Below are 4,466 nucleotides of genomic sequence, written 5' to 3'. Positions count from 1 at the left end.
TAGAAGACCATCTCGTAATTCAGCGTCCATCCCGGCAGCAGGAGCGGCCAGATGCGCGTCGGCATTCCGGGATAGAAATGCGGGATGAAGAACAGGGACTTGACGACATGCTCAGGGGTCAGCACCACGCCCCGGAACAGGTGCGGCGCCAACAGGCAAGCACCCGCCACCGTCAGCGTGAGCAGCCAGTAGAGCGGTACGATGCGCACGATCCGGTTGGTCATGAACCGGAGCGGCGTAGTCTGCCGTTCATGCGTCGTCACCCACATGATAAAACCGCTGATCACGAAGAAGACATCGACGCCGGCTTGACCGAACTGCCAGATCTCTCCGTGGAAAAAGACTTCGAATTCCGGGATCTGGTAGCGGGCATGATGGAAGACCACAAGCAGAGCCGCGAAAGCCCTGAGTATTTGAATCGAAAAAATCGTGAATTTCATTGCAAGCTTTGAGGCTTTTCCGGATGTAGATCTACGGATTATAGCATCCGGCACGCTGCTACGTTACTTTTCTGGTCGGTGGCGTTAACACTAATCCATTTGAACGGCCAATTCGATAACGGGCTAATCAGGCCTATGTCAGCTAAGCCATCCTGTAGCGTTGCAGGCTAAGGTCCGGATTTATTCCGGTTCCCCTGGACAACACGCGGCGCGGCCATTAACAGGTTAACTGGACCGGCAGCAGGCGGGTCCGCGCAGGTTGCAAAGGCCCCTTGCAGAAGGCAAAGAGCAAATTCACATGGCAAAAGACTACCGGCCGGTTTCCGCGGAAGCGCAGGTCGAAGCCTTGCGTACGCTGGTCGCCGCCGTCACCGCGACCCGCGAGGGCGCTTCCCCGGAAGAAAACCTGGCGCCCGGCCTGCTCGATGTCCTGGACGGGCTGGAACCGCGCGAATCAGCACTGGTGTCCGAACTGCTGATGAGCATCGCCTTCCGCGCCGGCAGTCAGGTATCGGAGCGCTACCCCTTCATCGAATTCGCCATCCACCTGGGCCGCGCCGCCCTGGGCGACGACGAGACAGGCAGCGACCCCTCCGGCTTCCTGAAAGACCGCCTGCCGAACTGGGACGTCATGGAACCGGCGCTCCGCACCATGCGCCGCCACGGCCGCCGCTGGTGGCAGCGCAACTCCGAAGGTGACCCGGTCGAACTCCTCCAAGCCTACGCCTTGGGAGCCGCCCAACTCGCCTGCCTCAGCCACGCCGACCAGGACGAAGGCCGTTTGACCGCATCGGGGCTGCTGTTTACGGCGGCGGCGCAGATACTGACACTGCGGAAGATCGAAGATCTGTCGGGGAGCGACGAGCAGGCCTGAGCCATCAAACATCGATGTCCTGGACGAACTTGGCGTTTTCCTGGATGAACTGGAAGCGCAGTTCCGGCTTGCGGCCCATCAGGCTTTCGACCAGGGACTTCGTCTCCTCCACCTGACCGCGCATTTCCGGGTCGTGTGTGTCGGGCACGACGACGCGGAGCAGGGTCCGTTTGGTCGGGTCCATAGTGGTTTCCTTGAGCTGGGCCGGCTGCATCTCGCCCAGGCCTTTGAAGCGGCTCAGCTCGACCTTCTTGCCGGCGAAGACCGTCCGGATCAGCTCGTCCTTGTGGGCGTCGTCGCGGGCGTAGATCGATTTGCCGCCGTGGGTGACGCGGTAGAGCGGCGGCAGGGCCAGATACAGGTGGCCGTTCTGGATCAATCCCGCCATCTCCCTGTAGAAGAACGTCATCAGCAGCGACGCGATATGGGCGCCGTCCACGTCGGCGTCGGTCATGATGATGACGCGCTCGTAGCGCAGCTTTTCCGACGAGAACTCGCGGCCGGTGCCGCAGCCGAGCGCCTGGATCAGGTCGCTCAGTTCCTGGTTCCCGCGCATCTTGTCGGCGCTGGCGCTCGCCACGTTCAGGATCTTGCCGCGCAGCGGCAGGATGGCCTGGGTTTCGCGGCTGCGGGCCTGCTTGGCGGAGCCGCCGGCGCTGTCGCCCTCGACCAGGAAGATCTCCGTCCCTTCCGGCGTGGTCCGGCTGCAATCGGCCAGCTTGCCGGGCAGCCGGAGCCGCCGGGTCGCTGTTTTGCGCGACATCTCCTTGGCTTGGCGCTTGCGCTGCCGCTCCTCCGCCTTCTCGATCAGGTAGTCGAGCAAGGCGTTGGCCGAAGCCGGATTGCCGGAGAGCCAGTGGTCGAAGTGGTCCTTGACGGCAGTGTCGACCAGCTTGGCCGCTTCCGCCGTGGCCAGCTTTTCCTTGGTCTGGCCCTGGAAAGACGGGTCGCGGATGAAGATCGACAGCAGGATCGTGGCGCCGCCGAACACGTCGTCGGCCGTGATCTGGGCCGCGCGCTTGTTGCCGACCAGCTCGCCGAACGCCTTGATGCCGCGCGTCAGCGCCGTCCGCAGCCCCATCTCGTGGCTGCCGCCCTGGGGCGTCGGCACCGTGTTGCAGTAAGAATGGATGAAGCCTTCCTCGTCCTCCGGCCAAGCGATCGCCCATTCCGCCCGCCCGGCATCGCCGGGGAACGGCGCTTCTCCCGCGAAGGGCGCGGGAGTGACGCCCTTGCGGTCCTTCAGCGCCGCCGTCAGGTAGTCGTTCAGGCCGCCGGGGAAATGCAGCGTTTCGGACGCCGGAGTGATCGCATCGGCGCTCAGCAGTTCGGGATCGCAGGCCCAGCGGATCTCGACGCCCTTATAGAGATAGGCCTTGGAGCGGGCCATGCGGTAGAGCCGCTCCGGCTTGAAGGTCGCCGCTTCGCCGAAGATCATCGCGTCGGGGTGGAACTTGACCGTCGTGCCGCGCCGGTTATGCACCGGGCCCAGCCCGACCAGCCCGCCGACGGCAAGGCCTCGGCTGTAGCTTTGGGTGTAGAGCTGGCGGTCGCGCGCGATCTCCACCGTCAGGCGGTCCGACAGCGCGTTCACCACCGACATGCCGACGCCGTGCAGGCCGCCGGAGGTCGCATAGGCCTTGCCGCTGAACTTGCCGCCGGAGTGCAGCGTCGTCATGATGACTTCGAGCGCCGATTTACCCGGATATTTCGGGTGCTCGTCCACCGGGATGCCGCGCCCGTTGTCGCGGATCGTCACCGTCGAGTCGGCGGCCAGTTCCAGATCGATTCGGCTGGCGTGCCCCGCCACCGCCTCGTCCATGGCGTTGTCGAGAATTTCCGCCACCAGATGATGCAGGGCGCGCTCGTCCACGCCGCCGATATACATGCCGGGCCGGCGGCGTACGGGTTCCAACCCCTCCAAGACCTCGATATCCTGGGCGGAGTAGCTGTCTTCTTTGCGTAGGGTATTCTGAAAAAGGTCGGTCATGGCCACTAATATAGGAATTAGATCACCATCCACGCAAGCGCGTGCGGTGTCGCGGGACGAATTGATTACAATATTTGGTATTAGGATTCTCACCTGAACTCAAGAGGAAGCATCGATGGCGGACAATGAACCGGATCTGGAAGGCGGTCCCGCCCTTCGGACGATCGCGATGCCGGCCGATGCCAACCCCAACGGCGACATCTTCGGCGGCTGGCTGCTGGCCCAGATGGACGTGGCGGGCGGCATGGTCGCGGCGCGGCGAGCCCATGGCCGCGTCGCTACCGTCGGCATCGAAGCGATGAAGTTCCACCAGCCGGTCCTCATCGGCGACGAGGTGAGTTGCTACTGCACGATCCTGCGGATCGGCCGCACCTCCATGGCGATCAAGGTCGACACCTGGGTCCGGCGCGGCACGGCGAAGGGCGCCGCCAAGGTGACGGAGGGCGTCTTCACCTATGTCGCGATCGGCGACGACAGGCGGTCCAGGCCGGTGCCCGCCGAAGGAGATGCCTGAACGGGCCAAGGCGAAGCCGGAGCCGAAGTTTGTTACGCGTTGCGCCTCCGGCCCTTCGTTATAAGTAATGACGAACACGAGGAAAGTAACGACGATGCCGGAACTCCAGCCTACGGCCTGCGCTTCGCCTCCCTGCTACGCCGGTGAAGTCGACCCTGCCTATAACGGCGCCGTCTCCGACGCCGAACTGGCGGAACTGCTGAACGCCATGCTGGAGGTCGGCCGGGCCAGCGCCAAGGCGCTGACGGCCGTCGGTGCCGAGTTCGACCAGACGGAGGTAACGGACCTCCTCACCTCCGTCCAGCGCAATCAGGCGCGCTTCTGCGGGGTGCTGACGCGCGTGCTCGTGCAGTTGGGAGCCAGCCCGTCCAACGCCACCAGCACCTTCCATGACGAGGTCGTCGGCCTTGGGGAAGTCGCGGAGCGCCTGGCCCTGCTGAACAGCGGCATGGCCTGGGTCGTCGGCCAGTTCGACGCCACGCTGCCGAAGGTGGCCGACGATCAGCTTCACGGCGTCCTGTCGGAATGGCGGGAGATCCACCGGAACGACCTGAAGGACTGTTCGGAACTGCTGGACTGGCTGGCCAGGCAGCAAGCAGAAGGGTCCTAAGCCGGAGCCCGGCTCGGCCTTGTCAGGATGTAGACGGC

General features: G+C 64.2%; 5 protein-coding genes. 3 read left to right on the top strand and 2 right to left on the bottom strand.

Going from position 1 to position 4,466, the window contains the following annotated elements:
• Nucleotides 1-386: acyltransferase family protein (locus tag AC5JJ6_RS00595; protein WP_496040175.1), on the bottom strand; the 386-nt coding region annotated here is incomplete at its 3' end.
• Nucleotides 387-738: 352 nt separating this feature from the next.
• Between AC5JJ6_RS00595 and AC5JJ6_RS00590 the strand changes: the two genes are divergently transcribed.
• Complete coding sequence (locus AC5JJ6_RS00590; protein ID WP_496040174.1) at nt 739-1,314, top strand: hypothetical protein; 576 nt, start codon at nt 739-741, stop codon at nt 1,312-1,314.
• Nucleotides 1,315-1,318: 4 nt separating this feature from the next.
• Here AC5JJ6_RS00590 and parE read toward each other — a convergent pair whose 3' ends face one another.
• Nucleotides 1,319-3,304 carry a DNA topoisomerase IV subunit B gene (parE, locus tag AC5JJ6_RS00585; RefSeq protein WP_496040173.1) on the bottom strand — a complete coding sequence of 662 codons (1,986 nt, stop codon included), beginning with the start codon at nt 3,302-3,304 and terminating at the stop codon, nt 1,319-1,321.
• Nucleotides 3,305-3,419: 115 nt separating this feature from the next.
• Between parE and AC5JJ6_RS00580 the strand changes: the two genes are divergently transcribed.
• Both AC5JJ6_RS00580 and AC5JJ6_RS00575 read left to right on the top strand, forming a co-directional pair.
• Nucleotides 3,420-3,818: an acyl-CoA thioesterase gene (locus AC5JJ6_RS00580; RefSeq protein ID WP_496040172.1), complete on the top strand. Its 399-nt coding sequence runs from the start codon at nt 3,420-3,422 to the stop codon at nt 3,816-3,818.
• Nucleotides 3,819-3,912: 94 nt separating this feature from the next.
• A complete protein-coding gene (locus AC5JJ6_RS00575) occupies nt 3,913-4,428 on the top strand; it encodes a DUF6306 domain-containing protein (RefSeq protein WP_496040171.1) in 516 nt (171 codons plus the stop codon).
• Nucleotides 4,429-4,466 lie beyond the last annotated feature (38 nt).

It is taken from the genome of Skermanella sp., assembly GCF_059503625.1.
The sequence above is the reverse complement of the archived record's forward strand: the minus strand, read 5'-3'. Positions and strand labels throughout refer to the sequence as shown.

Excerpts from the sequence above, each read along its gene's own strand:
- AC5JJ6_RS00590 (WP_496040174.1), top strand. The coding sequence starts at position 739 with ATGGCAAAAGACTACCGGCCGGTTTCCGCGGAAGCGCAGGTCGAAGCC.
- parE (WP_496040173.1), bottom strand. The coding sequence starts at position 3,304 with ATGACCGACCTTTTTCAGAATACCCTACGCAAAGAAGACAGCTACTCC.
- AC5JJ6_RS00580 (WP_496040172.1), top strand. The coding sequence starts at position 3,420 with ATGGCGGACAATGAACCGGATCTGGAAGGCGGTCCCGCCCTTCGGACG.
- AC5JJ6_RS00575 (WP_496040171.1), top strand. The coding sequence starts at position 3,913 with ATGCCGGAACTCCAGCCTACGGCCTGCGCTTCGCCTCCCTGCTACGCC.